Raw genomic sequence first — 25,023 nt, 5'->3', positions numbered from 1 at the left:
TCAACCCCGCAGCTTCACGTTGACCTGTTTGATCTGGGTGAAGCCCTCCAGCATGCCCTCCAGGGACGCCTCCCGGCCCATGCCGGACTGCTTGTACCCGCCGTAGGACTGGCCTACCACCTGGCCGCCGCCCTGGTTGACCTGCACCCAGCCGGACTCGATCCGGTGCGCGGTGTTCAGGGCGTTGTCCAAGTCGTGGGTCCAGACGTACGCGGCCAGGCCGTAATGGGAGTCGTTGGCCATCTGGATGACCTCGTCCACGTCCTTCCACTTGATCGCGACCAGCACGGGGCCGAAGATCTCCTCCTGGGCCAGGCGGAAGTCGTTCCGTGCTCCGCCGAAGATGGTCGGCACGTGGTAGAAGCCCTCGGTCAGCGGTCCCTCGGTGGGCGCGGTGCCACCGAGCACGGTGGTCAGGTCCGGGTGGTTCCGGCCGTCCTCGAGGAAGCCATTGATCTGGTCGAACTGGGACTGGTTGATGACCGCGCCCATGTCCGTGGCCTCGTCCAGCGGGTCGCCGACGACCATCGCCCCCAGTCGCGCGGCGAGCTTATCCAGCATCTCGTCATAAATGTCCTCGTGCAGGAATAGCCGGGAGCCCGCGGTGCAGGACTGGCCCTGACGGGCGAAGCGCGAGGACAACATCAACCCGTCCAGGATGCCCTCGTCCTCCACAGCGTCCGGGAACACGATGGACGGGTTCTTCCCGCCCAGCTCCAGGGACAGGTGCGCCAGCCGCTCGGAGGCCTGCGCGGCCACGCCGCGGCCCACCTCGGTGGAGCCGGTGAAGGACACCTTGTCCACGCCCGGGTGGGTGGACAGCGCATTGCCGATCACCGAGCCGCGGCCGGTCAGGGAGTTCACGACGCCGGCCGGCACGTGCCGCTGGCAGACCTGAGCCAGGTACTGGATGGTCAGCGGCGCGTCGTCAGCGGCCTTGAGGATCACGGTGTTCCCGGCAGCCAGGGCGGCCGGGACCTTGAACGCGGCGATCATCAGCGGCGAGTTCCACGGCAGGATGCACGCCACCACGCCCAGCGGCTCGCGACGGGTGTACTGCAACTGCTGGTCCCCCGCGGGCAGGGTGACGCCCTTGGACTCCCCCGCCACGCCGGCGAAGTACCGGAACAGTGAGACCAGGGTCTTGACCTCGGGACGGGCCTGGGAACTCAGGGCGTTGCCGGTGTCCAGGGCCGTGAGCTGGGCGAACTTCTCCGCCTCCGCTTCGATGTCGTCCGCGATGGCCAGCAGGGCCCGGGCCCGGTCCGTGAAGTGCACGCTGCGCCATTCGATGAAGGCCCGGCGCGCGGCGGAGACCGCCCGGTTGACGTCCTCCTCGCCGGCGGCCGGCACCCGGCCGATGATCTCCCCGCGCCGGGCGGGGTTGCGCACCTCGCGCCATTCGCCGGTGGACGCCTCGGTGGCGCGCCCGTCAATCCACAGCAGTTGCTCGACACCGGCCAGGATGCCGGCCGCTCGCTCGTCCAGGATGATCTCGGTCATGGGGTCCTTCTCTCAGTGGTCTCTCGGTGTGGGCCCGCGAGATGGGGCCGACCGGCGGGATGGGGCCGCCGTACTGCGTGAGGCAGCACGGCCGGCGTCGTAGTAATGATTCCGTCTCAGCGGTGGGTGAAGGTGGCCTGGCGCTTCTCGACGAAGGCTGCCATGCCCTCCTTCTGGTCCTCGGTGGCGAAGCAGGCGTGATTCATCCGGCGCTCGTAGAGCAGGCCCTCGCTCAGGGACGACTCGTACGAGCGGTTGACGGACTCCTTGGCGATCATCGCGATGGGCTTGGACATTCCCGCGATGGTCGCGGCCAGCTCGGCGGCCTCGGACTGCAGGGAGGCCACCGGCACCACGCGGGCCACGAGCCCGGACCGCTCGGCCTCGTCGGCGCCCATGACCCGGCCGGTCAAGACCATCTCCATGGCCTTGGACTTGCCGATGGCCCGGGTCAGCCGTTGGGAGCCGCCCATGCCGGGGATGACGCCGAGCTTGATCTCGGGCTGGCCGAACTTCGCGTTGTCCGCGGCGATGATGATGTCCGCGATCATCGCCAGCTCGCAGCCGCCGCCCAAGGCGTGGCCCGCCACGGCCGAGATGACCGGGGTGCGCACCGCGGCCAGCCGGTCCCAGGCGCCGAAGAGGTCAGCCGCGTAGACGTCGGCGAAGGAGTGGGTGGCCATCTCCTTGATGTCCGCCCCGGCGGCGAAGGCCTTCTCCGAGCCGGTGATGACGATCGCGCCGATCTCCGGGTCCGCGTCGAAGGCCTCGACGGCCTCCAGCAGCTCCGCCGTGAGCTGGAGGTTCAGGGCGTTGAGGGCCTTCGGCCGGCTCAGGGTGATCGTGGCGACACGTCCGTTGGTGCTCGTCAGGATCGTCTCGTAGCTGCTGTTCTCAGTGCTGTTCTCGGTGGTCATGGTGCTCCTTGCTCTGCTCAGGTCTCGGGCGAGTCTCAGGTGGGGTCTCAGGCGGCGGGGGTGGACTGCGCGCGGATCAACTCGATGATCCCCGAGAAGTCCTTGCTGCCGCCCTCTCCCTCGGCGAAGGCGGCGTAGATCTCCTCGGCCAGCAGCCCCATGCGGCCCTCGATGCCGGTCGTCTCGATGGCGCTCTTGGCCAGCCCGAGGTCCTTGGCCATCAGGGCACCGGCGAAGCCGGGCTTGAAGTCGCGGTTGGCCGGCGAGGTCGGCACGGGGCCCGGGACGGGGCAATTGGTGGTCAGCGCCCAGCACTGGCCGGTGGCGTTGGAGGCCACGTCGAAGAGGGCCTCATTGCTCAGGCCCAGCTTCTCCCCCAGCACGAAGGCCTCGGACACCGCGATCATGGAGGCCCCGAGGATCATGTTGTTGCAGACCTTCGCGGCCAGGCCGTTGCCGGCGGGGCCACAGTGGACGATGCGCTTGCCGACCACCTCGAGCACGGGGGTGGCCTCGGCGACGTCTTCGGCCGCCCCGCCGACCATCATCGCCAGCGTGCCTGCCTCGGCCCCGACCGTGCCGCCGGAGACGGGGGCGTCCAGCACCCGGTGTCCGGCCGCCGCGATGAGTTCGCGCACCGTCACGGAGTCCTCCACCGCGATGGTGGAGCAGTCCATGAACAGGGTGTTGGGCGCCGCCGCGGCCAGCAGGCCCTCGACCGGGTCGCGGCCGTCCGAGCCGTCGGAACCCTTCAGGGCACCCACGACGTGGCGGCCGGCCGGCAGCATAGTAATGACGAGGCTCCGCGGGGAGGCGGCCGCGCTACGCACGGCTTCAGCACCGGAGGAGGCGATCTCGACGCCGGCCGCCCGCGCCTTCTCGAGCGCCTCGGGGACCAGGTCGAACCCGATGACCCGGTAGCCGGCGGCCGCGAGGTTGTGGGCCATGGGACCACCCATGTTGCCCAGGCCGATGAAGGCGATGGCGGGCAGCTCGGACGGATCTCCGGCCGCGTCTGCACCCGGCGTAGTGACGGTGGCTGCGGTGTTCTCGGTCATGTCAGGTTCTCCTGGAGTGGGATGGTCAGTTCTGGGCCTGCGCGGCCACCGGGTCGAAGGCTGCAGTCACAGTGTCCGCCGGGACATCCTCGAGGGTCGGCGGGTTCCACTGTGGATTGCGGTCCTTGTCCACGAGCTGGGCACGGATGCCCTCGCGCATGTCGTGACCGCGGAGCAGGTGGTGGGCCACCGTGGCGTCCTGGTCCAGCACCTCATGCACGGTGGACAGCTGCGCGGCCCGCCGGATGAGCTCCAGGGTGACCTTCACGGAGGTCGGCGACTTGGCCAGGATCTGGGTGGCGGCCTCGGCCGCGGCGGGATCGCCGTGGGATCGGAGGGCGGCGACGATGTCCTCCGCCGTGTCCTGTGCGTAGGCGGACTCGATCCAGTCCCGCTGCTGCATCAGCGGGGATTCGGGGACCACGGCGCCCGTGGCGGCGACGGCGGCGATGGCCTCCTCCGCGCCGGTGCTCTCCAGGGTGGTGGCCAGCTGCCCCAGCCGGGAGGACTCCACGTAGTGATCGGCGAAGCCGAGGGCCAGCGCGTCGGCACCGGTCACGTGCGAGGAGGTCAGGCCCATGTGGTGACCGAAGCCGGAGGGGGCGCGGGAGAGCAACCAGGCCCCGCCGACGTCGGGAAAGAAGCCGATGCCCGTCTCCGGCATGCCCAGGCGGGTCCGCTCGGTGACGATGCGCTGGTTGCCGTGCGCGGAGATCCCGACGCCGCCGCCCAGCACGATGCCGTCCATGAAGGCCACGTAGGGCTTCGGGTAGTCGGCGATCAGCGCGTTCATGGCGTACTCGTCGGCGAAGAAGGCGTCCCCGACCTCGGGGCGGCCGTCCACGGCGGCGCGGTAGAGGGAGACGACGTCACCGCCGGCGCACAGCCCCTTCTCGCCCGCGCCGCTGATCAGGACCGTGGCGACGGAGTCGTCATCTCGCCACTGCTCCAGAGTGTCCCGGACGGTCTGGACCATGCCATGGGTCAGCGAGTTCAGGGCTTTCGGGCGGTTGAGGATGAGGTGTCCGAGGCGGCCCGCGCGGCGGACGATGACCTCGGTTTCGATGCTGTCGTTGGTCATGGGTTCCTCTCAGCCGTCGACCAGCATGCGGCCGACGATCAGCCGCATGATCTCGTTGGATCCCTCGAGGATCTGGTGGACCCGGAGGTCCCGGGCGATCTTCTCCACCCCGTATTCGTGCAGGTAGCCGTAACCGCCGTGGAGCTGCAGGGACGTGTTGGCGGCCTCGAAGCCGGAGTCGGTGGCCACCAGTTTGGCCATGGCGCAGAGCCGGACGGTGTCCGGGTCCTGGCGGTCCAGAGCATCGGCGGCGCGCATCAGCAGGGTGCGGGCGGCCTCGAGCTTCGCGTCCATCTCCGCCAGATCGAAGACCAGCGACTGCTTGGTGGTCAGTGGGGCCCCGAAGGCAGTGCGTTCCTTGAGGTAGGCGGTGGCCTTCTCCAGGGCGGCCTGTCCCCCGCCGAGGGAGCAGGCGCCGATGTTGATGCGCCCCCCGTTGAGGCCCTTCATGGCGATGTGGAATCCGGCGCCCTCCTCGCCGAGACGGTTGGCCACCGGCACCCGGGCATCCTCGAAGATGACCTGCCGGGTGGGCTGGGTGTTCCACCCCATCTTCTTCTCGTTCGGCCCAAAGGACAGCCCCGGGGTGTCTTTGTGCACCACAAGCGTTGAGATGCCCTTGGACCCCGTGTCGGCGGTGCGGCACATCACCACGTAGTACTCGGACGTACCGGCACCCGAGATGAACTGCTTGACCCCGTTGAGGACGTAGTCATCGCCGTCACGTACCGCGCGGGTGCTCAGGGAGGCTGCGTCGGAACCGGCACCCGGTTCGGTCAGGCAGTAGCTGCCCAGATGCTGCATAGCGGCCAGTTGCGGCACCCATTGGGCCCGCTGCTCATCGGTGCCGAAGGAGTCGATCATCCACACCACCATGTTGTGGATGGAGATGTAGGCGGCCAGAGCGGGGTCGGCCTTGGACAGCTCCTCAAAGATGAGGACGGCGTCCTTGCGCTCCAGTCCGGCCCCACCGTAGGACTCGTCCACGTAGATGCCGCCGAGACCGAGCTCGCCGGCCTCGGCCAGGACGTCCACGGGGAAGTGCTTCTGCTCGTCCCACTCCAAGGCATGCGGGGCGATGCGCTCGGTGGCGAAGTCGCGGACGGCGTCCACGAGTGCCTGCTGGTCTTCGGTGATGCGAAGCATGCTGTCAGTCCTTTGTGCGTGGCCACGCCCGGATCGCGGGGTGGCTGCCGGGAGTTACTTGGAGACCTTGCCCATGCGGGCGGCGATGGGGGTGGTGAAGAGGGGTTTGGTGAGGAACCAGGCCGCGGCGATGACGACCAGGGAGACCAGGAAGATGACCAGGCCCCACCAGTCCACGACGTCGCGGGAGGTGTACATGTGGTTCAGGTTGGCCAGGGCCCCGGTGAAGAACACCAGGAACACGTGCACGATCGTGAATCCCACGAAGTAGAGCATCACCGGGAAGTGGGTGGCCCGGGCCCACTCGACCGGGTAGATCTTGTTGAGCTTCTCGGCGTTCTGGGGCCACCAGGTGGAGAACCGGATGCCGGAGAGGATCGCCAGCGGGGCCGCGATGAACACGGTGAACCCGTAGGCGACCGTCTGCAGGGCGTTGTAGTGCACCCAGCCGTTCTCGGTCGGCCAGTCCAGGGAGGCGTACTGGATCGCCCCGGAGAGCATGTTCGGGAAGACGTCCCAGTCCGTGGGCACGATCCGCATCCAATGTCCCGTCACGATCAACAGCACGACAAAGATGAGTCCGTTGAGGACCCAGAGCACGTCCAGCACCTGGTGCAACCACTGGGAAAGGGACACCTTCTTCGGGGTGTTGCCCTTCGGGGAGAAGAACGAGCCCTTCTTCGCCGTCCAGTACCCGGGGGGCTTGCGTTCAGTGCGGACCTGCAGGCCGGTGCGGATGATCAGCACGATCAGGAACATGTTGAAGAAGTGCTGCCAGCCCATCCACCAGGGCATGCCCTCCGGGGCCGCCTCCAGCTGGGTGGAATGACCGTCATAGGTGGCGATGAACTCCTGCACGCCCTCCAGGGTCCGCAACCACCGGGCGCCCAGCACCACGGCGACGGCCACGACCACCAGGCCACCGATGATCAGCGCCGGCTTCACCCACGGGCGCTCCGGCTTCTTCGGGGTTGCCGTACCGGCCGGGCCTGGTGTTCCGGCGGCTCCCGCTGAACCCATCCTGCCCGACGACGGCCGGTTGGCCGAGGTGGTCGTCGCGGCGGTTCCGGAGGTGGGGGCGTTGCTGGGTGCTGCGCTGGAGGACGCAGTCGTGGGCGTCGCGGAGCCAGTCGAGGCGGGGACCGCCGAAGATGTGGCAGCTGCAGTGGAAGCCGCAGTCCCCGCAGCCGGGGCGCCACCCATGCGGGTCTTGGCCGGAGCCGGGGCCCCGCCCATCCGCTTCTTCGGGGCCGCTGTTGCCTCGTCGGTCCCGGTGGCCGGGGCTTCAGGGGCCGGTGCTGCCGGGGTGGTAGCTGGAGCCGCTGGAGCACTGCCCATGCGACGCTTCGGGGCACCAGCGGTCGGAGCTGCCGGCGCGTTCGCAGCGGCCGGAGATGCCGGAGATGCCGCACTCTCACCTGCGGCAGGCTCGGCGGCCGGTGTCTCCGGGCCGGGCGGCGAGGCGTCCTGATCGATGGGCGCGGCGGGCTTGGCGGCTGCAGCCGGCGCCGGGGCACTGCCCATCCGACGCTTCCGGGCGGGGGCGTCCGTTGCGGCCGGCGCGGGCGTCTGCTCCTGCTGGTCAACCGGGCCCGCGGAGGCCGGTTCCGCCGGCTCAACCGAAGTCTGGGCGGCGGGCGTCGGTTCCGATTGCTCCGGTACCTGGGCCTCATGTGCCGGGGTCTCGGGCTCAGACACGGCCGGGGCCTCGTGCTCGGTGGCCTGGGACGCAGGCTGCGCGGCCGGGGGTGTGTAGCCGGCCATCCGGCGCCGTGCCGGGGCCTGTCCCGGGTTCTGCTCGCTACTCATGGTGGTACTCAGTCCTTCAGAAGGGAATATCACAGTGCATCGGGCGCGCCAGATGCGCCGGGGAGGATGAGGCCTTCGCTGGCCGGCGCCGCCCGCAGGCCGTAGTGCTCTGCGGGCGGCGGGCCGGCGACGATCAGTTGCGGCGCTTGCCGATCTCCTCGATCAGCTGCGGGACCACGGTGAACACGTCGCCGACGATCCCGAAGTCCGCGACCTCGAAGATCGGGGCATCCTCGTCCTTGTTGATCGCGATGATCGTCTTGGAGGTCTGCATCCCAGCCCGGTGCTGAATCGCCCCGGAGATCCCCAACGCCACATACAGCTGCGGGGTCACCGTCACACCGGTCTGGCCGACCTGGTAGGACTGCGGCACATAGCCGGCATCCACCGCCGCACGGGAGGCCCCTACAGCTGCACCGAGCACATCGGCCAGGTCCTCGACCACGGAGAAGGCCTCCTTCGAGCCCACCCCGCGGCCACCGGAGACCACAGCCTTCGCACCGCGCAGCGCCGGACGATCCGAGGACGCCGGAGCCTCACGGGCCGAGTCGATGGTGGCGCCCTTCGCGGCCTGCGTGGACACCGTCGCCGTCGTCACCTCCGGGGAGGCCACAGCCTCGGCACGGGCCTCGATCGAACCGGGACGCACGGTGGCGATGAACAGGCCACCCTCGATGGTGGACTCGGTGGTGAAGTCCCCACCGAACACCGCATGGGAAGCGATGACCTCCTGACCCTCCTCGTCATAGGCGATGCCCACGACGTCGCTGGCCACCGACCCGCCGGCCACGATCGCCAGCCGCCCGGCCACCGCCTTGGAGTCATTCGTGGCCGAGGCCAACACGACCGGGGCCGAGAAGGCCTGCACCGCATCGGCTAGGGCGCCGACGGCGGCGGTCCCCAGCTCGGCGGCCGCGGACTCCGACTCCACCAGGTACACCTGAGCCGCGCCCAGGGCTCCCAGGTCGGCGGCCAGGTTCCCGGACGCACCGGGAGCGGTCACCGCCACCGCCACCGGGGTTCCCAGACCGGCAGCGGCCCCCAGCAGGCCCGCCGCCGTGGACTTCGGGGCCCCCTCGGCGGTGGTCTCGATCAGGACCAGTACATTTCCAACGTTCGCCATGTGTGTGCTTCCTTCAGCTCAAAAGTCTCGTGAGGTTTTCAGCGCGATTGACTGCGCGGTTGTCTGCGCGGGGTGGCCGGGCTCAGATGAGCCGGTTCGTGGCCAGGAACTCGGCCAACTGCGCGGCCGCGGTGCCGTCATCGGCGACCTTCGGGCCGGCTTCCTTCGGCGGACGGGCCGCCGCGGAGACCATCACCGACCGCACGCTGGCGGCCTCCGGGCCGGCCTGGATCCCCAGGTCTGCCAGCGACCAGTTCTCCAACGGCTTCTTCTTCGCCGCCATGATCCCCTTGAAGTTCGGGAACCTCGGCTCGGCCGTCTTCTCTGTCACCGAGACCACCGCCGGGTAACCGGAGGAGACCTGCAGGGCCCCACCGTCCACCACGGCCTCACCCGAGACCTTGTCCGCGGCGATCTGGATCTCGTCCAGGCCCGGCAGCACCGGCAACCCCAGCACCTCGGCGACCATGGCCGGGATCATCCCGCCCCGGCCATCGGTGGCCTCGTTGCCCGCCACCACCAGGTCGGCCCCGCCGACCTTCTCGACCGCCGCGGCCAACACCCGTGCGGTCTGGACCATGTCCGAACCAGCCAAGGCCGCATCCGAGACCAGGACCGCCGAATCCGCACCCATCGACAGCAGCTTGCGCAGCGTCTTCGTGGCATCCTCCGGACCCATCGCAACCACCACGATCTCGGTGTCCTTGTTCTCATCCTTGAACGCCAACGCGTTCTCCAACGCCCGCTCATTGATCTCGTCCGGCACCGGCTCCGACGCGGCACGATCCAACAACCCCGACTCCAGATCAATCTTCCGATCCGACCAGGTATCCGGAACCTGCTTCGCCAACACAACAATCTTCATGGAGCGTTCTCCTCGACACGGGGTGATATTCGATCTGCGCACCAAGGTACTAGGACCTCCTGCTAATTACTAGGGCTCCCTAGTAAATTCCGGTGAGTGATCGAGTTCACGCCATATTGCGTCCCAGAGCGCCCACGGAGATAAGGTAAGACCAAATAACCGAACTCGCCGATAGCCCCGGCTCAGAGGAGACCACCATGGTCATGACCCGCACCACGCCCAGCACCGACGAGATCCTGCAGATCGAGCCAGCATGGAAGGACGAGGTCCACCCCGATTGGATCGACGTCAACGGGCACATGAACATCCGCCACTATGTCGACCTGGGTGGCCATTCCACCGATCAGGTCTGCCGGGCGATGGGCATCGATGATGACTACCGTGCCCAACGCCGGATGGGTGTCTTCACCGCCGAACAGCACCTCACCTACCTGCAAGAGATGCGACTGGGTACCCCCATCACCGTCCACGTCCGGACGCTGGAGCGAAGCGCCAAGGTCGGCCACATGGTCGCGCTCATCATGGACCGCAGTAAGGACCAGGTGGCCTGCATCTTCGAAACGGTCCTCGTCCACGTCAACATGGACACCCGCCGGGGAGTGGAATTCCCCGAGGACGTCGCCACGGCCTACGACCGGCTGGTGGCACAGGACCTCGCCCTAGACTGGCCAGCCCCGACCTGCGGGATCCTCGGGCCCCGGGCCCGGTAGCCAACAACGCGAAAAGGGCGGCGGCACCCGAAGTCGAGTGCCGCCGTCGTCTCTGGTGTTGGACTTCGGAGGTCACTCTCGTCCCTCCCGTCCTACGCTGCTCCACCGGTCACCCTGCCGACGAGAACGGGCTTGCCATTCGGCAGGGACACCGTCACGTGGACCAGGCCAAAGCTACGACCGCAATGCAGCACCTCTGTGGCGACCCGGACCGTGGCGCCCAGCGGGACGGGGCGTAGATACGACACATGGATCGAGGTGGTGCGCAATCCGTCACCATCGACTGCCGACTGCCTGCAGGCTTTCCCGGGCCATCCATTCAACCAGGCAAAGCCCCACACCCCCGTGCAGGTTCCCCATGGGATTGACCAGATCGGCGGTCACGTCGACCTCCGCCGCACCGCGTTTTCGCGACCTATTGGACACCACACCGAAGTAGGCGCCCAGGCCCACCGGGCCAGGGCCGGCTGACGGCAGAGCAGCAGACGTGGCTTCCCCCGGATATCCCGACACGAAAAGACCTCGTTGGCGGACCCGGGCCACGGTGTGCCCCTGGGCATCCACCACCTCGCCCTCGGAGAATCCGGTGGAAGCATTGCTGTGCACCAGCGCCGCCGACACGACGAGATCGCTGCCATCCGTGGGAATCGGTCCGAAAACATCCAGGGAGAGTTCCGTCGTGACGGACCAATGCCCCGGGGCCGCACCGGCGATGACGGCATACCCCGTGGCATTGTCCACGGGTACACCCAGGACCCCGACAGGGGCGTCCCCGTCGCCGCCCTCCTCCCAGTGCCGGGTCCGTGCTCGGATCTCCATCTCAGGGGCGGCCGGGGAGATCTCATGGACACCGAAGACCCGTTCCGCCGGGCCGGCGATGATCGGAAAGGTCATGGCAAGTCGTCTAACGTCCGGTTGATCGAAACGTCAACAGCGCCCATGCCGCCACCTTGCCGTCGGGACGCAGGGCCGTGGCCTCAGCGCTGGCAAAAGTGCGGCCCCGGTGTATCTGTCGTACGGCAATGAGGATGTCCCCGGACGCAGGGCGTAGGTAATTGATGCGCATCGAGGCCGTCACCATGCCCTCGGGCCGGGCGCCGAGTTCCACGGCCGCCCGTTCAAGCGTAGGAAACAGAACCCCACCGTGCATTATCCCCAGCGGGTTGACGAGCTCGCCACGCTCCCGGAACACCATTTGATCTCCATCACGTTCCAGTCCCAGCAACTCGGCGAGAGAACCGGGGCGCACCTCCAGGGAAGGAGCCCGATGCTGGTCCACAACGGCTTGGGGCACCCCTTCAACGAAGCGCCCCCAGAACGTGACGTCAGCCACGGCCCCGCCGCCCTCATCCGTGATGCGGCCGTGGGACCCTCCGCCACCAGCGTCCACTACCAGCGCCGTCGCCGATGCCGTCAGTTCCTGGCCCTCGACGGGTGATGAAAAGAAGTCGAAGGCGAACTCGGTGGTCACGGCCCACATGTCCGGATGGCGGTGCGCCAAGACCGCTTGGGCGAGGACGTTGTCGGCCAGCACGCCAAGGATGCCTGCCGCGAACCGGCCGTCCCGTTCCCGGCTCCACGGCCCCGGTGCCATGGTTCCGAAAGAGTCCGCGCCCGAAAGCCCCAACCCCGACAGCCCGAAGAGCTCTTCCGGCCTTCCATGCGGAATCAGTAGCTTCTGCAGCTGAACGGCGTCTACATCTACGGGGCCATTCAAACACTCGCTCCCGCGCCAAGCAGCCGGGGCGTCGCCTGATCTCCCGCTGTCAACAGCAAGACATCTGCGATGTGATCGTTCCACGCACCCGGGGATCCGAAGAGCCCCTCATTGAGTTTGGCCCGCTTGTAGTACAGCTGGAGGTCGTGTTCCCACGTGTATCCGATGGCCCCGTGCATCGTCAGGGCGGTGTCCGCGGACCGGGTTCCCTCGGCCGTGATCTGGGCCTTCGCGGCGGCGGCATGCAGGGCCGCCTCTGGCTGATCCGAGTCCACGGATGCCGCGGTGTAGTAGACGGCCGAACGGGCGGCCTCCACGGCCACCATGATTGAGGCCGCGGCATGCTTGACGGCCTGGAAGGAGCCGATGAAGACGCCGAACTGCTGGCGCTGCTTCGCGTAGTCCACGGCCAGGTCGAGCATGGTCTGGCTCGCGCCGAGGGTGTCGGCGGCCACCAGCACGGCGGCGCGGCGGCTGATCGCTTCGAGGACGGACACGGCGTCGACGTCGAGCCGTTGGGAGGCCGCACCATCCAAGGTCACGTCCGCCAGCGTCCTGGACCGATCCAGCAGCCGACGCGGCGTCACCCGCACACTCTCCTGGCCGGCGTCGACCACGTGGAGTTCAAGGCCGTGCGCCCCGGCGACCGGCACGACGAACCGCACCGCGGTATCCCCGGCCAGGACCCGAGCGACCGAGCCAGTGAGACCATTCGCTCCGCCCTGAAGCGGAACCGCGGCGCTGGGGATCCGGTCGGCGGAGGCCAGCAGGGCGACGGTCTGTCCGCCGACGGCCTCTTCAACCTCGGCTGGGCGTCCGGCGAGCGCGGGTACGGCCAGTGTTGTGGCGAGCCAGGCTGCGGAGGGCGCGTCGACCCGGGCGAGATGCTCGGCTGTGAGGGCGAGCTCGACGAGCCCGCCGCCCTGGCCGCCGTCCTCCTCGGGGATTCCGACGCCGGCCCAGTCCCGGGCGAACGTCTCGGCGAAGGCCGATGCGTCACCGGAATCGAACCAACCGCGAAGCTTCTCGGAGTCCACCGCGCCGGACAGCCAGTCCTGCAGCGCCTCGGCGTAGGCCTCCTGCTCTTCGGAGAATTTCCACTCCATGGTCTACCCGCACTTCCTGGACCACTGTGGCCCTTATTCCTCGTGGTGGTTCCGATCTCAGCGGCAGCCATCGTTAGCCCCGCGCACGGGCTATTTCTTGGGCATCCCGAGGATGCGTTCTGCCACGATGTTCCGCTGGATGTAGGTGGATCCGCCGGCAATGGCGGTGCCGCGGGCCTGGTTGGCCAACCGCAGCCAGTGCCGATGCCCCTGGTCCTGCGGGCCGGCCTCGTGCTCGGCAGCGGCCAGACCACCGGTGCCGACGGCGGCCACCTCGTCCTCGAGGTCGAACTGGTCGTTCAGCGGCTCCAGCGACAGGCCGAAGTCGGCCAGGTCCTCCACCAGGGGGCAGAAGAACAGCTTGCCGATGGAGGTGGCCTCTCCGGGCGGTTCCCCACCGCTGGCACCGGAGATGACGCGCTGGCTGATGGCCTGGTGCAGGTGCACCCGCCCCCACAGGTCGGCCACACTGCGCCGCACGTGCGGATCGGCGCCCAGGGGGTTGCCGTCGGCATCCGTGCGCGAGCGGACGTCGTCCACGAGGTTCCGGATCTCCTTCACCGTGTTCACCCGGCCGGTGGCGATGGCCACGCGCTCGAAGGCCAGAGTGCCCATGGTCACCTTCCAGCCGCCGTCCACCTCCCCGACGACGGCGGAGTCCGGCAGGAAGACATTGTCCAGGAACACCTCGTTGAACTCTGCCTCCCCCAGCATGTGCTCGAGGGGGCGGACTGTGACGCCTTCGGAGTCCATGGGCAACAGGAAGTACGTGATGCCCCTGTGGCGTTCCCCTCCCCCGGTCCTGGCGAGCAGGATGGCGTGGGCGGCCAGTTGGGCGCGCGAGGTCCAGATCTTCTGGCCGGTGATGCGCCACCCGCCGTCCACCTTGACGGCCTTGGTCCGCAGCGAGGCCAGGTCCGATCCCGACTCGGGCTCGGAGAACAGCTGGCACCAGATGTCCTCGCCGGTGAGGATCCGCCGCAGGTATTTCTCCTTCTGCTCGGCTGTGCCGAAGTGGGCAATCGTGGGGCCGGCGAAGTCCTCGCCGATGGTGTTCAGCCGCTCCGGGGCCCCCGCATGGGCGGACTCCTCGGAGAAGATGGAAGACATGCGCTCGTCCAGGCCTTGACCGCCATACTCCTGGGGCCAGGTCAGTCCGGCGTAGCCTGCCTCAAAGAGCGCTGTCTGGTAGGGGCGCCAGAACGGGACCTTGTCCTCCAGCTCGGGGGGCTCGGGCCACTGCAGGGTGGGGAGTGTCTCGGACAACCAGGCACGCACCTCGGTGCGGAACTGCGCCTCGTCCGGTCGCTCGGAGAAATCCATGCTCGTCCCTTCATCGTTCTTTCGCTAGAGTGAACTTTAGGTCAGACCATTTGAATTGGCTAGCCCACAATGGACAACGGGAGGACGACGATGGATCACGGAGCGAAGCAGCCCGGCGACGGCACCGGAAACCTGGTGGGCACGATCGTGGACGAGGTCGCCTTCGACGTGGAACGCGGCAAGATCGCCGAGTTCGCGCGGGCCACCGGCGCCCACGATGCGGTCCACACCGACCGGAGGGAGGCCGAGCGGCGCCACCTCCCGGACGTGGCCGCCACCGCAACGCACGTGGTGGTTGCCGGTCACCACCGCTCGGCGCAGTCCATGCTGGAGACTTTGGGGCTCGACCTGCCTCGGGTGATGGTCGGTGGCACGAGTTGGGACTACGTCCGCCCACTGGTTGCTGGGGACTCGCTCACTGGGCGGCGCGTCGTCACCGGGGACGTGACCAAGACCAGCAGCAGCGGTTCGCCGTTGCGCATCCTCACCCTGGAAACCAAATACCGGGACCGGGACGGCCAGGTAGCCGTCCGCCAACAGGAGACCATCCTTGAAAGGGGACGTCGATGAGCAACCGCGTCGAGGACCAGCACACTCCCGAGTCCACCGCAGACACCTGCGCCAGCGCCCCGGTCGCCGTTCCCCCAGGGCACTTCGGCCCGGTGACCCAAACCCATGTCGTCCGATTCGCCGGAGCCGGCGGCGACTTCAACCCCCTGCACCACGATCCGGCGTTCGCCCGCCAGGCCGGCTTCGACGCTCCCATTGCCATGGGGCAGTTCACGGCGGCCCTGATGTCCGGATGGCTCACCGACTGGTGCGGAGTGGAGAACCTGCACTCCTTCTCCGTCCAGTTCAAGGCACCTGTCTCCCTGGGCGACACCATCAATTTCACCGCCGTCCACACCGGTTCCCCTGCAGCCCCGGCGGGGTCAGCGGGGAACCGTGCGGAACTGGACCTGACCGCCTCGGTGGGCGGCAACGCCGTCGTCGTGGGAAAAGCAGTGGTGACCGCGCCGGCACCGGCAGACACCGGCGCAGGACACGACGGCGGCGCGGATCGCACGCTGATGTGGTCGCCGCCCGCGCAGCGTACGGAGGGTTCCCGGATGCGTCGGTTCCAGCGTTGGGTGGCCGAGCACCGCGGGGTGCAGACCACCGACTACCGGTCCCTGCACGAATGGTCCGTGACCGACCTGGAAGGCTTCTGGGGTGCGGTCTGGGAGTACTTCGAGGTGCTGGCCTCGGTCCAGCCGCAGCTTGGTCGCCCCGGCGCCGTGCTGGCTGACGAGTCGATGCCCGGCGCCGACTGGTTCCCGGGGACCCGGCTGAACTACGCCCAGAACCTGCTCCGCCATGCCGCCGACCGCCCGGACGAGGTCGCGATCATCGGCGAGCACGAGACCCTGGCGGCAACCACTCTGACCTGGGGCGAGCTGGAGGACCAGGTCGCGGCCCTGGCCGCTCAGCTGCGCCGGCTCGACGTCCAGCCGGGCGACCGGGTGGCCGCCGTGCTGCCCCACATCCCGCAGACCGTGGTGGCCCTGCTGGCCACCGCCTCCGTGGGGGCCATCTGGTCCGTGGTCAACACCGACTTCGGCGTCCAGGGCGTGGCCGACCGCTTCGCCCAGATCGAGCCCAAGGTCCTGTTCACGGTGGACGGCTACGAGTTCGGCGGCAAGGTCCGGGACATGACCGCCAGCATCGGTGACCTGCGCCAGGTCCTGCCAACCGTGGACCACGTGATCGTGGCCGACCAGTTCCCCGCCGGGTCCTGCGGCCCGTTGCCGGACGATGTCCTGCGGTTCTCCGAGATCGTGACCGGCACCGCCGAGCCGGACTACGAACAGGTCGACTTCAGTCACCCGTTGTGGGTGCTGTACTCCTCCGGGACCACGGGCAAGCCCAAGGGGATCGTGCACTCCCACGGCGGTGTCCTCGTGGAGGTCCTCAAGGCCAACGGACTGCACTACGACCTGGGGCCGGACCACCGGGCGTACTTCGCCGTGTCCACCACCTGGGTGGTCTGGAACATGATCGTGGACACCATGATCGTGGGCACCTCGATCATCACCTACGACGGCTCCCCCACCCACGACGGCCCGGCCCGGCACTTCGAACTCATCGCCCGCCACCAAGCCACGTTCTTCGGCACCGGCGCAGCCGTGCTGACCATGATCGAGAAATCCGGGGTGGCCCCGAACACCCGCTACGACCTCTCGGCACTGACCGCACTGATGGTGACGGGTTCGCCGCTGCCGGACTCCACCTGGGACTGGATCTACCGTGCCGTGGGCCAGGACCTGCGGGTCGGCTCCGATTCCGGCGGCACGGACGTGGCCACCGCCTTCATCGGCTCCAACCCCCTGGACCCGGCCTACCGCGGCGAACTCATGGGAGCCTGCCTCGGCGTCGCCGCCGAGTCCTGGGACCCCGAGGGCAACCGGGTGTTCAATCAGGTCGGCGAGTTCGTGGTCACCGCCCCCATGCCATCGATGCCCATCAAGTTCTGGAACGACCCCGACGGCACCCGGTACCACTCCTCCTACTTCGAGGACTTCCCCGGCGTCTGGCGGCACGGGGACTGGGTCACCGAACTGGACGGCGGCCAGTTCATCATCCACGGACGCTCCGACTCCACCATCAACCGCGGCGGCATCCGCATGGGCTCCGCCGACATCACCCAGGCCGTGGACCGCGTGGACGGAGTGGCCACCTCCATGGTCATCGGCGCCGAACTGACCGGGGGCGACTACTACATGCCGCTGTTCGTGGTCCCCACCGCCGGCCAGGCTCTGGACCAGGCCATGAAGGACGCCATCACCACGGCCATCCGCACCGAGGTCTCCCCGCGCTACGTCCCGGACGAGATCATCGAGGCCCCCGCCGTCCCCAAGACCCGCACCGGAAAACTCATGGAAGTCCCCATCAAGAAACTCTTCCAAGGCGCCGGACCCGAAACCCTCAACCGCGGCACCGCAGAAGACCCCACCGTCCTCGACTGGTACGCCGAACAGGCAGAGGCCTTCCGGCAGGGGAGGTGACCGGGGCAGGGCCGGGCAGCGTCGGGACGCCCGGGCGCGGTCGGAGTCTGTACGTCTATGCGGCGATGGCGTTGTTTATCGCCGGCTCGTCTGCCCCCATCCCCCTGCTTCCCCTGTACGGAGAACTGCTGGATCTGCCTCCTGACCGGGTGGCGCTGCTGTTCGGGAGCTACCTGGCCACGATGGTGCTGTCCCTGGGCCTGAGCAGCATCCCAGCAGCCCAGGCCAAGCCCCGGTTGACCTTGTCGATCGCCCTCGTCGGCTCCCTGGTATCGGACGTCTTCTTCCTCGCTGGCACGGAACCGGCCCTGTTGACCGGTCGCATCCTCACGGGGTTCAGTGTCGGCTTCGGCCTCGGCGCCGGAGCCACCCTGGCGGTGTTGCTGCGCGGCGAGCACGGCCGCAGCATCGCCGCGACCATGACCATGGTCGCCGGCTTCACGGGCATACTCGGCTCGGCTCTGCTGGCCGACCTCACCCCCTGGCCGACGACGGCACCGTTCGTAGTACACGGCGTCGCGACCATTCTCGTACTCGTCCTCGTATCGCTCTCGACCATGCCCACCGCGCTTGCACCGACGATCCGCTCCGAGCGCCGGCCACACTCTGACATCGTGCCGCCCGAACTGACCGGCACCGACATCCAACGGGGTGACGCCGTGCCGCCGGAACCGAACGTCCGGCCAAGCCGTACCGCGGTCGTGGCCAGCGTCGCTGTTGGCATCCTGGCCTGGTCCATAGGTAACGCCGTGGTGGGACTGGCGCCCACCATCGTCCGGGACTCCCTCAGATCGGATTCCCTGCTGGTTGCTTCCTTGGTTGCCGTGCTGGTGGCCGGCTTCGGCATCGCCGGACAATATTCGATGCCCCTGTCCCGGTCAAGGTTGTCGGTCACGGTGGCGGCGCTGTGCCTCACGGCCGGGACCCTGTGCGTGGCGGTGGGGATCTCCATCGGACAGGTCCCCATCATCCTGGCCGGCGGAGCCTTGACGGGGGCAGGGCAGGGCGCCGGATACCGGTTGGGAATGCTGGCTTCCACCCGAGGATTGCCCCCGCAGATGCACGGTGCCCGCACGTCGCTGTATGCCGGCGTGGCCTACGTGTCCGCAGCCGCTTCCGTCCAGATCGGCGGCGCGCTCATGACGGGCTTCGACCAGGCCGGTCTGCAACTCTTCTTGGCGGTGTTCCTGGTGCCAGTCACGTACCTCTTGGCAATGTGTTTTTTCGGCCAGTGGAGGCCGGTTGCACCAGCGTAGATGAGAACCTCTCACGGCCGAACTCTTGATAACGAGCGTTCACACATCTAAAGTCAGTAAATGGTAAGGCCAAATCGCGAGAGACGAGGCCACCGGAATCACCTAGCCCGCTTCTTCAAGGAGAATCATGCCTGCTGTCGAGGACTTCACCGACGTCACCTACGAGGTGGACAACGGTCTCGCCTGGATTACCGTCAATCGCCCGGACCGATACAACTCGTTCCGCGCTCGGACCGTGGACGAACTCGTCATGGCCTTCAAGACGGCCTGGAACGACCCGGCCGTCGGCGTGGTGGCCCTGACCGGTGCCGGAGACAAGGCCTTCTGCACCGGCGGTGACCAGAAGCAACGGATGGAGAGCGGCGACTACGGCCCCTCGGACTCCGGGCTGTTCGAGATCGACTCTCTGCATCGAGTCATCCGGGACACTCCCAAGCCGGTGATCGCGGCCGTGAACGGCTTCGCCATCGGAGGTGGCCACGTGCTGCATCTGCTGGCCGACCTGACCATTGCGGCCGACCACGCGGTCTTCGGGCAGAACGGCCCGCGCGTCGGCTCTTTCGATGCCGGCTTCGGCACCGGCCTGATGGCCCGCGCCGTCGGCGAGAAGCGCGCGCGGGAGATCTGGTTTCTCTGCCGGCGCTACTCGGCGGAGCAGGCCGTCGAATGGGGTCTGGCGAACAAGTCCGTCCCCATGGACCAACTCCATGCCGAGGTCCGCTCCTGGGCGGACGAGATCCTCAAGCTCTCCCCTACCGCCCTAAAGGTCCTCAAGCAGTCCTTCAACTCGGACACCGAGCACTTCGCCGGTGTCGGCCAGATGGCCTACTCGACCCTGAAGATGTTCGGCGAGACCGAGGAGGCACAGGAGGGCATCACCGCGTTCAACGAGAAGCGCGAGCCAGACTTCCGCGCCCACCAGATCTGAACCGGCCACACCACACGGTCCGCAGAGAGGATCCCTTCCATGCAGCTCACCGAAGAACAACTGTCACTGGCCGAGTCCGTCCGGGACTACTGCGCGCAGACCACGGACACCGTGGCACAGCGTGAGGCACTGACCGAGGGCGGCACCCAGACCACGTCCCGGAAGGTGCTGGCGGACATGGCCGGCTTCGGCTGGCTCGGCATCTCCCTGCCCGAGGAGTACGGCGGACAGGGGGGCACCTTCCTGGATGAGGTGGTCTTCCTCGAGGCTTCGTCCCGAGGCCTGTCCCTGAACCACTCCTACTCCACCGGACTGACCGCGGCCCAGACCTACCTGAAGTGGGGCAACGACGAGCAGAAGACGACCATCTGCACCAACCTCGCCGCGGGCCGGCTTGAGGCGATCTCACTGTCCGAACCCAACACGGGTTCGGATCTGGCCGGCGTGCGCTGCAAGGGCGTGCGCGAGGGCGACGAATACGTCATCAACGGACAGAAGACGTGGTGCACGGCCGCCCACCTGGCCGAGCACATCCTCCTGTTGGTCCGCGAGGACACCTCCGGGACCCGGCATGAGGGCCTGACCCTGCTCATGGTTCCCGCCGACAGCCCGGGCCTGGACATGGTGGCCATCGAGACCATGGAGCCGCACACCGTCAACGAGTTGTTCTTCAAGGACGTCCGCGTGCCGGTCTCGGCCGTCGTCGGCGAAGCCGGACAGGGCTGGAAGCAGCTCATGCGCGGGCTGAGCGTGGAGCGGCTGATCATCGCCGCCATGAGCCTGGGCGCCGCCCAGCGATCCCTGGACGACACGATCGCCTACGTGAAGGAGCGCGAGGCCTTCGGCACCAAGCTCGCGAGCTTCCAGGCCCTCCGCCACCGCATCGCCGACCTGGCCACGGACATCGCGATGGCCCGCTCCTTCGTGTACGACGCCGCCGCGAAGGTGGACGCCGGGCTCGAGGACGCCCTGGCCTCCGAGTCCGCCATGGCCAAGTCGCGATGCACCGAGATCGCGCAGAAGGCCGCCCTCGAAGGCATCCAGATGCACGGCGGCAACGGCTTCACCAAGGAATACGGCATGGAGGCACAGTTGCGCGCCGCTATCGCCCCGCCCATCTACGGCGGCGCCAATGAGGTGCAGAAAGACATCATCGCCAAGGCGCTCCTCGGGCGACCTTGACCACTTCGACGAAGGACACCCAATGACGAACCATCCCTCACCGTTCCGACGGGACATCCTGTCCGGACAACGCATCCTCATCACTGGCGGCGGCACCGGCCTGGGCAGGGGCGTGGCCCGGCACTTGGCCGAGCACGGAGCCCAAGTCCACCTTTGGGGTCGGCGCCAGGCCGTCCTCGAGGAGGCTGCGGCGGAGGCCTCGGTGAACGCCCCCGGGCAGGTCCACGTCCAGACGGTGGACGTCAAGGACTACGAGTCCGTGGACGCCGCCATGGAGCAGCTGTGGACAGAGCACGGCCCCCTGACCGGAGTGATCAACAACGCTGCCGCGAACTTCATCGCCCAGACCAAGGACCTCAGCCCCCGCGGCTTCGACACCGTGTCCTCGACCGTGATGAAGGGCTCCTACCACGTGACCCACGCGGCCGGGAAGCGATGGATCGATCAGGGGCTCAAGGGCAACGTGCTCTCCACCCTGACCACCTGGATCTGGACTGGGTCCGCCTTCGTCGTGCCCTCCGCCATGGGCAAGGCCGCGGTGAACGCCATGACCATGTCCCTGGGCGTGGAATGGGCCAAGTACGGGATACGCATCAACGCGATCGCCCCCGGGCCCATCCCGACGGAGTACGCCTGGGAGATGCTCAATCCCACGGAGAACTCCTCCGCCGGGGCTACTCAGTTCGACACGGTCCCGGCCGGGCGCCCCGGCACCGTGGAGGAACTGGCCAACCTGACGATCTTCCTGCTGACCGACGCCTGCGACTACATCACCGGCCAGACGATCGCCATGGACGGCGGGCAGATGCTCGCCGGCCCCGGCACCTTCGCCGGACTGGCCTCCATGACGGACGAGGACTGGGCCGAGGCCCGGGAGAAGTCCAAGGCCGCCACCGAGGCCTCGAAGGCGCAACGCAGCGTCTGACCGCGGGCTTGATCCGCACACCGAAGGGTGAGTCCCAACGCATCTGGCGTCGGGACTCACCCTTTCGCGTGCCCGAGTGCTCCCGCTCGCACGCGCACCCGGCGCCCTCACATGAATTACATTCGACAGATGTAGCGACTTGGTCACCAGATGCTATATAAATGGAGGCAGTGAACCAGCGCACATTCTGCGCCGAGATCCTCCCCCAGCACCCCAGCCTCAGGAGCCACCATGTCCACACCCACCGTGAAGTCCTACGAAGACTCGGCCGTCGTCATCGCCGGCGGGTCCTCCGGGGTCGGCCTGGCCTCAGCCCAGAAGTTCCTCGAGGCCGGCGTCACCCGGGTGGCCCTGGTCTCGCGGAACCCGGAGCGCGGGCAGGCCGCGCGGGACCGGGTCGCAGCCCTCAACCCCCAGGCGAACGTCGTGTTCCTCCCCGCAGATTTGGATCACCCCCAACAGGTCCAGGAGGCCGTCACCGCCGCACACGATCGCCTGGGAGCCATCGACGTCCTCGTCAGCTCCGTGGCGGCCAGCTACCGGCCCGAGCTCCTCCACACCATTGATCCAGAGGACTTCGTGTCCATCATCAACCGGCAGGCCCTGCCCCCGATGTACCTGACCCGTGCAGTCCTGCCCCTCATGCAGGCCCAGGGCGGGGGCAGCATCATCAACATCGCCTCCGACGCCGCCAAGGTGCCGACCCCCGGTGAGACCGTGCTCGGCGCCGCCATGGCCGCCATCACCATGTTCACCCGCACCGCCGCCATGGAGGCCAAGCGCAACGGGATCCGGGTCAACGCGCTCACCCCGTCCCTCATCGCGGGCACCCCGACGGCCGATCGCGTCCTCACCGACGGCTTCAGCAAGACCCTCTTCGAGAAGGCCTCCCGCATGGCCCACCTCGGCGTGGCCGAGCCCGATGATCTCGCCGAGATGGTCCTCTTCCTCGGCGGCCCGGGAGCCGCACGGCTGACCGGCCAGGTCATCAGCGTCAATGGCGGGATCTCCGCGGGCTAGGTCCGCAATCGCCTCCCGAAATCAGACTCCACCCCGACCGAAAGGCCTGAACTATGGCTGTCCTGAGCAACCGATACACCGAACTCGTCGGCATCGAGCATCCGATCGTGCAGGAGGGACTCGGCCCCTTCCGCACCCCCAAACTGGCCGCGGCCGTCTCGAACGCCGGCGGTCTGGGCACCGTCTCCATGCCCGGAATGCCCGTGGACATCCAGGCCGGCGCCCGGACCTTCCGCGAGCACATCGAGGAGGCGGCTTCCCTGACGGAGCGGCCCTTCGCCGTGAACATCCCGGTCGGCGTGGACCACGAGGGCGAGGTCCTGCCCTTCACGGACGTCTACATCAAGATGGTGCTCGAGGCCCGTGAGGCCGACTCGGCCCTCGCCGAGCGGCTGAAGGTCATGACGACCTCCGCAGGCTTCCCCGGCCCCTACCTGCAGGCCATCAAGGATGCCGGGATGATCCACCAGCACAAGGTCGGCTCCACCCGTCAGGCGGTGAAGTCGGCGGAGGCCGGCGTGGACGTCGTCATCGCGGCCGGGTTCGAGATGGGCGGACACGCACCCAGCAAGGCCGTCCACACCTTCGTGCTGGTCCCGAGCGTCACCGAGGCCATTGACATTCCCGTCCTGCTCACCGGTGGCGCCCGGGACGGCCGAGGACTCGCGGCAGCGCTGGCGATGGGTGCGGATGGTGTGGCCATGGGCAGCCGCTTCATCGTCAGTGAGGACAATGCCGACTGGCATCCGAACTACATCCAGGCACTCCTCGACGCCCGTGAGGGTGATGACGTGGCGTTCAACGGCGTCTACGGCCCCTGCCGCGGCCTGCGCAACACCGCGTCCGAGCGGCTCCTCTCCGGCGAGGTCCGGGGTCCCGACGGCTCCGGATCCCAGCCCACCGAGGTGGAGCTGGAGCGCTGGAAGATCGAGTCGATGCAGCTGTCACAGACCGAGGGGGATGTGGACAACGGGCTGGTCCTGGCGGGCCAGGTCTCCTCGGCCCTCAAGGAGATCATTAGCGTGGCCGAGTTCGTCCCGGCCATGGCAGAGGAGGCAGCGGACATCCTGCGTGACCTGGCCGCCAGGCTGCAGAGCCCCGCCTCTGTTTGAGCAGAAGGACGAGAGGACGCGACACCATGCAGTTCGGACTCACCGAGACCCAGGAGGAGCTGCGCGAGGCCGTACGGTCCTTCGCAACCCAGCGCCTGGCCCCGGGATACTTGGAGCGCGCCCGCTCAGACCGCTTCGACTGGGACATCCACCGCAGTGTGGCCGAGCTCGGCGTGTTCGGACTCCTCGCCGGTCCTGACCACAACCCCTTGCCGGAGGAGGACTTCGTTGCCGCCGGCCTGGCCATCGAGGAACTAGCCTCTGCGGACTTCAACGTGGCCAATGCCGCCATCCCCGTGATGCTCATGAGCTCCCTGCTGGCCCAGCACGGCAGCGAGCGGGTGCGGGACCAATACCTCGGCCGGCTCGTGGACGGGTCCGTCTACGTGGCTCTGGGCCTCACCGAACCGGAGTGCGGCTCGGACGTCAGCGCCATCACCACCACCGCGACGGCCACCGAGGACGGCTACGTCATCAGCGGGGAGAAGACCTCCGTGACCATGCTGCCGGAGGCCGAGGCGATCGTCCTGGTGGCCCGGACCGTCCGGGACGGTCTAGACGTCGGCGCATCGGCGTTCCTCGTGCCGCTGGACGGGTCGGGAATCTCGAAGTCACCGATCGAGGACCCGGGATGGAAGCCACTCGCGCGCGGGATCCTCAGCCTGGATCGCGTCGAGGTCGCCGCGGATGCGCTGCTCGGCCAGGAGGGCGTCGCCTTCCGGCAGGTACTCAACGGATTCGACTTCACCCGACCGCTGCTGGCCCTCACCGGGATCGGCTGTGCACAGGTCTGCATCGACGAGACCGTCGAGTACGTCAGCCAGCGCAGCACCTTCGGTTCCCCGCTGGCGAAGTACGAGGGGATCTCCTTCCCGCTCGCGGAGCATGCCACCCACCTGCAGGCGGCCCGGCTGCTCTGCTACTCGGCACTGTGGCACCGGACCGTGGACCGGAAGCACACCGCCCTGGCCGCCATGACCAAGTGGTACGGGCCGCTGCATGCCGGCCAGGCCATCAAGGAGTGCCTGCTGCTGCACGGCAACTTCGGCTACTCCAGCGAATTCCCCTTCGAGCAGCGGCTCCGGGATGTCCTTTCCGTGGAGATCGCGGACGGCACGGCCCAGATCCAGAAGATCATCATCGCCCGAGAGCTCTTCGGCCGTCAGTTCGTCCCCTACGCCAAGAAGTAGGCCGGCTC

Annotated in this window: 23 protein-coding genes; 10 read left to right on the top strand and 13 right to left on the bottom strand. The window is 68.1% G+C overall.

Annotation, left to right across the window (positions count from 1 at the left end):
- The 8 genes from IEX49_RS06405 to IEX49_RS06370 form a co-directional block, all read right to left on the bottom strand.
- A complete protein-coding gene (locus tag IEX49_RS06405) occupies positions 1 to 1,503 on the bottom strand; it encodes an aldehyde dehydrogenase family protein (protein ID WP_188805343.1) in 1,503 nt (500 codons plus the stop codon).
- 116 nt (positions 1,504 to 1,619) lie between these two features.
- Entirely contained in the window at positions 1,620 to 2,420 is an 801-nt protein-coding gene (locus tag IEX49_RS06400) for an enoyl-CoA hydratase (RefSeq protein WP_188805341.1), read from the bottom strand.
- A 47-nt stretch (positions 2,421 to 2,467) separates the two neighbouring features.
- The gene (gene mmsB / locus IEX49_RS06395) at positions 2,468 to 3,478 is read right to left on the bottom strand and encodes a 3-hydroxyisobutyrate dehydrogenase (protein WP_188805339.1); all 1,011 of its coding nucleotides are present in this window, start codon (positions 3,476 to 3,478) and stop codon (positions 2,468 to 2,470) included.
- 25 nt (positions 3,479 to 3,503) lie between these two features.
- A complete protein-coding gene (locus IEX49_RS06390) occupies positions 3,504 to 4,559 on the bottom strand; it encodes an enoyl-CoA hydratase/isomerase family protein (protein WP_188805337.1) in 1,056 nt (351 codons plus the stop codon).
- 9 nt (positions 4,560 to 4,568) lie between these two features.
- Positions 4,569 to 5,705, bottom strand: a complete 1,137-nt coding sequence (locus IEX49_RS06385) for an acyl-CoA dehydrogenase family protein (RefSeq protein WP_188805335.1) — start codon at positions 5,703 to 5,705, stop codon at positions 4,569 to 4,571.
- Between the two features lie 54 nt (positions 5,706 to 5,759).
- On the bottom strand, positions 5,760 to 7,514 hold the full coding sequence (locus IEX49_RS16785; RefSeq protein ID WP_229672318.1) for a cytochrome b/b6 domain-containing protein: 1,755 nt from the start codon (positions 7,512 to 7,514) through the stop codon (positions 5,760 to 5,762).
- Positions 7,515 to 7,647: 133 nt separating this feature from the next.
- Positions 7,648 to 8,637 (bottom strand): electron transfer flavoprotein subunit alpha/FixB family protein, encoded by a 990-nt coding sequence (locus IEX49_RS06375; RefSeq protein WP_188805333.1) that lies wholly within the window; start codon positions 8,635 to 8,637, stop codon positions 7,648 to 7,650.
- An 82-nt stretch (positions 8,638 to 8,719) separates the two neighbouring features.
- Positions 8,720 to 9,502, bottom strand: a complete 783-nt coding sequence (locus IEX49_RS06370) for an electron transfer flavoprotein subunit beta/FixA family protein (RefSeq protein WP_188805331.1) — start codon at positions 9,500 to 9,502, stop codon at positions 8,720 to 8,722.
- Between the two features lie 203 nt (positions 9,503 to 9,705).
- Here IEX49_RS06370 and IEX49_RS06365 point away from each other — a divergent pair, with 203 nt between their 5' ends.
- Entirely contained in the window at positions 9,706 to 10,212 is a 507-nt protein-coding gene (locus IEX49_RS06365) for a thioesterase family protein (protein ID WP_188805329.1), read from the top strand.
- Between the two features lie 92 nt (positions 10,213 to 10,304).
- Here IEX49_RS06365 and IEX49_RS17135 read toward each other — a convergent pair whose 3' ends face one another.
- From IEX49_RS17135 to IEX49_RS06340, 5 genes are all read right to left on the bottom strand, one after another.
- Positions 10,305 to 10,460, bottom strand: coding sequence for an acyl-CoA thioesterase domain-containing protein (locus tag IEX49_RS17135; protein WP_373286696.1), 156 nt, complete (start codon positions 10,458 to 10,460; stop codon positions 10,305 to 10,307).
- A gap of 25 nt (positions 10,461 to 10,485) precedes the next feature.
- Positions 10,486 to 11,106, bottom strand: a complete 621-nt coding sequence (locus IEX49_RS06355) for a PaaI family thioesterase (RefSeq protein WP_188805324.1) — start codon at positions 11,104 to 11,106, stop codon at positions 10,486 to 10,488.
- 10 nt (positions 11,107 to 11,116) lie between these two features.
- A complete protein-coding gene (locus tag IEX49_RS06350; RefSeq protein ID WP_188805323.1) occupies positions 11,117 to 11,806 on the bottom strand; it encodes a PaaI family thioesterase in 690 nt (229 codons plus the stop codon).
- A gap of 119 nt (positions 11,807 to 11,925) precedes the next feature.
- Positions 11,926 to 13,035 (bottom strand): acyl-CoA dehydrogenase family protein, encoded by a 1,110-nt coding sequence (locus tag IEX49_RS06345; protein ID WP_188805321.1) that lies wholly within the window; start codon positions 13,033 to 13,035, stop codon positions 11,926 to 11,928.
- Between the two features lie 90 nt (positions 13,036 to 13,125).
- Positions 13,126 to 14,358: an acyl-CoA dehydrogenase family protein gene (locus tag IEX49_RS06340; protein ID WP_188805319.1), complete on the bottom strand. Its 1,233-nt coding sequence runs from the start codon at positions 14,356 to 14,358 to the stop codon at positions 13,126 to 13,128.
- A gap of 90 nt (positions 14,359 to 14,448) precedes the next feature.
- Between IEX49_RS06340 and IEX49_RS06335 the strand changes: the two genes are divergently transcribed.
- From IEX49_RS06335 to IEX49_RS06295, 9 genes are all read left to right on the top strand, one after another.
- A complete protein-coding gene (locus IEX49_RS06335) occupies positions 14,449 to 14,928 on the top strand; it encodes an FAS1-like dehydratase domain-containing protein (RefSeq protein ID WP_188805317.1) in 480 nt (159 codons plus the stop codon).
- Positions 14,925 to 17,402, top strand: coding sequence for an acetoacetate--CoA ligase (locus IEX49_RS06330; protein WP_188805315.1), 2,478 nt, complete (start codon positions 14,925 to 14,927; stop codon positions 17,400 to 17,402). The genes IEX49_RS06335 and IEX49_RS06330 overlap by 4 nt, the downstream gene beginning before the upstream one ends.
- A 65-nt stretch (positions 17,403 to 17,467) precedes the next feature.
- Positions 17,468 to 18,658 (top strand): MFS transporter, encoded by a 1,191-nt coding sequence (locus IEX49_RS06325; protein ID WP_188805313.1) that lies wholly within the window; start codon positions 17,468 to 17,470, stop codon positions 18,656 to 18,658.
- 127 nt (positions 18,659 to 18,785) lie between these two features.
- The gene (locus IEX49_RS06320) at positions 18,786 to 19,586 is read left to right on the top strand and encodes an enoyl-CoA hydratase-related protein (protein WP_188805311.1); all 801 of its coding nucleotides are present in this window, start codon (positions 18,786 to 18,788) and stop codon (positions 19,584 to 19,586) included.
- Between the two features lie 39 nt (positions 19,587 to 19,625).
- Positions 19,626 to 20,768 carry an acyl-CoA dehydrogenase family protein gene (locus IEX49_RS06315; protein ID WP_188805309.1) on the top strand — a complete coding sequence of 381 codons (1,143 nt, stop codon included), beginning with the start codon at positions 19,626 to 19,628 and terminating at the stop codon, positions 20,766 to 20,768.
- Positions 20,769 to 20,790: 22 nt separating this feature from the next.
- On the top strand, positions 20,791 to 21,693 hold the full coding sequence (locus tag IEX49_RS06310) for an SDR family oxidoreductase (RefSeq protein WP_188805307.1): 903 nt from the start codon (positions 20,791 to 20,793) through the stop codon (positions 21,691 to 21,693).
- A 231-nt stretch (positions 21,694 to 21,924) separates the two neighbouring features.
- Entirely contained in the window at positions 21,925 to 22,713 is a 789-nt protein-coding gene (locus IEX49_RS06305) for an SDR family NAD(P)-dependent oxidoreductase (RefSeq protein WP_188805305.1), read from the top strand.
- Positions 22,714 to 22,766: 53 nt separating this feature from the next.
- Positions 22,767 to 23,825: an NAD(P)H-dependent flavin oxidoreductase gene (locus IEX49_RS06300; protein ID WP_188805303.1), complete on the top strand. Its 1,059-nt coding sequence runs from the start codon at positions 22,767 to 22,769 to the stop codon at positions 23,823 to 23,825.
- 26 nt (positions 23,826 to 23,851) lie between these two features.
- Positions 23,852 to 25,015: an acyl-CoA dehydrogenase family protein gene (locus IEX49_RS06295; RefSeq protein WP_188805301.1), complete on the top strand. Its 1,164-nt coding sequence runs from the start codon at positions 23,852 to 23,854 to the stop codon at positions 25,013 to 25,015.
- Positions 25,016 to 25,023: the final 8 nt, after the last annotated feature.

This window comes from Citricoccus zhacaiensis (genome assembly GCF_014645315.1).
GTDB classification, from domain to species: domain Bacteria; phylum Actinomycetota; class Actinomycetes; order Actinomycetales; family Micrococcaceae; genus Citricoccus; species Citricoccus zhacaiensis.
This window is presented reverse-complemented; position numbering and strand designations above follow the sequence as displayed.